The sequence below is a fragment of the Streptomyces katrae genome (assembly GCF_000966975.1).
Taxonomy (GTDB): Bacteria; Actinomycetota; Actinomycetes; order Streptomycetales; family Streptomycetaceae; genus Streptomyces; species Streptomyces katrae.
Genome location: NZ_JZWV01001624.1, coordinates 1 through 1,681 on the forward strand (window position 1 = coordinate 1; position 1,681 = coordinate 1,681).

The window sequence follows — 1,681 nt, forward strand, 5'->3', positions numbered from 1 at the left end:
TGTATAAGAGACAGGCCCTGGTGTGATTGCCATCGGCCCTCGCGTCTCGTTCGCCGGACACGTCCGGAGCGCCGGCGGGCCCGGGTCTGCCCGGGTTGTTCCGTTCCGGCACCGAACAACCCATCAGCGTAGTGCTGTGGCGCGGCGATTCCGGCCGAAGCGCCGGGGCTGTCCGGATCACGCCGCCCTTCGGGTGGTGGCCGGACGTGTCGGCCGCCCGGCACCGGCGGGGGTTCGCGATGCTGGGCCGGGCGCGGCAGCTGGACGACGGCCGGCCTTCCGCACGGTGACAAGGAGAACGGCATGCCGACGGACTCGGTCGGACGGTTCCTGGCGGCTCTGGACCCCGCGCACCGGGAGGCCGTCGCGGCCAGGCCGCGCGCGGAGCAGGAACGGCTCGCGGCGGCCTGGGAGGAGGAGCTGGGGGCGGACGACGAGCTGGACACCCTGGACGAGCTGTCCCCGCCCGCGGCCGAGGCGGAGGCGGCCCGGCGGGTCATGCAGCGCGAGTCCTGACTCCTCCGGGCCCCGCCCGTCCCGCCGGTGTCGTGTGATCCGTCACCGGCCGGGGCGGGGCCCCACCGCTACGGGTATTCAGCAGTCCAGGGTGACCTCGTGGACGACGGGCCTGGCCGCCCAGGGGAACGAGGCGACGCCGAAGGAGGCTCGTACGGTCGAGCCGCAGGAGGCGGAGGCGGCCTCACCGCGTACCTCGACGGTCGAGGAGGTGAAGACGACCGGCCATTGCCGTACCAGGGGCGCGTCGTTGCCGACGACCTCGACGGACAGGGTGGTGAACAGCTGCTTCGGCTCCGGCGCCGGGCTGCCGGGAGAGGGCGGGCCGGCGAGTCCGACCGTGCCGTAGAACTCGACGGTGGTGCCGGTGACTTCGGCGCACACCCGGGTGGACAGGCCTGCCTGGAGGCCGGAGGGTCCGCAGGAGGTGACCGTTTCGGCCGGGGTCGCGGGGGTGGTGTCGGCGAAGGCGGGGGCGGCCGTCAGAGCGGTGAGGACGGTGGCACCGGCGGCCAGGAGGGCTAAGCGGTTCATCGGGATTCTCCCCGGGGTGGTGGTCATGGATCGCCGCCCGGATGCGCTCACCGGACGGTTCTTATGTCATGTGATATTTCACATGACATAAGAATGCAAGGTGATCATGAGTTGAACCGTCCGCACCCACCCCATGACGACTCCTGCGCGCACCGTACGATTCCGGCCAGTACACGCGGAGCGAACGGAGAACAGGGTGCGCAGGCCAGGGCGGGGACTGGGGATCGCGGCACTCGCGGTGCTCATGGCCGGATTGCTGATGGCGGCCGGGGGTGCGCTGGTGCCCAGGCTGCTGTACCGGGCCGCGTCGTACTCGGGGTCGGCCATGGCACCCACCTACGCCAAGGGTGATCTGGTGCTGTTCCGCAAGGACCCGGCCGAGGTCCGGCGCGGGGACGTGGTGCTGGTGACGGTGGGCGCCATGGACGGTGGCGAGGACCCCGGGGGTCCGGTGGTCGAACGGGTCGTGGCCGTGGGCGGCGACACGATCGCGTACGAGCCGGGCGCCCCGCGCCTCATGCTCAACGGCCGGCCCCTGGACGAGCCGTACGTGAAGGACGGCGAGCCGACGGCGGGTTCGCCGGGGCCGTTCTCGGTGACCGTCCCGCAGGCTGTCTCTTATACACATCTC

3 protein-coding genes are annotated in these 1,681 nt (G+C 71.8%); 2 read left to right on the forward strand and 1 reads right to left on the reverse strand.

The genetic code is table 11. From position 1 onward, the window contains the following. The first annotated feature begins 303 nt into the window (after positions 1–303). Positions 304–516 (forward strand): hypothetical protein, encoded by a 213-nt coding sequence (locus tag VR44_RS39685; RefSeq protein ID WP_045952557.1) that lies wholly within the window; start codon positions 304–306, stop codon positions 514–516. Positions 517–594: 78 nt separating this feature from the next. Here the strand turns inward: VR44_RS39685 and VR44_RS39690 are convergent, their stop codons facing one another. Next, a complete protein-coding gene (locus VR44_RS39690) occupies positions 595–1,050 on the reverse strand; it encodes a hypothetical protein (protein WP_045952558.1) in 456 nt (151 codons plus the stop codon). A 196-nt stretch (positions 1,051–1,246) separates the two neighbouring features. Between VR44_RS39690 and lepB the strand changes: the two genes are divergently transcribed. After that, on the forward strand, positions 1,247–1,681 hold a 435-nt coding region (lepB, locus tag VR44_RS39695; protein WP_045952559.1), incomplete at its 3' end, for a signal peptidase I.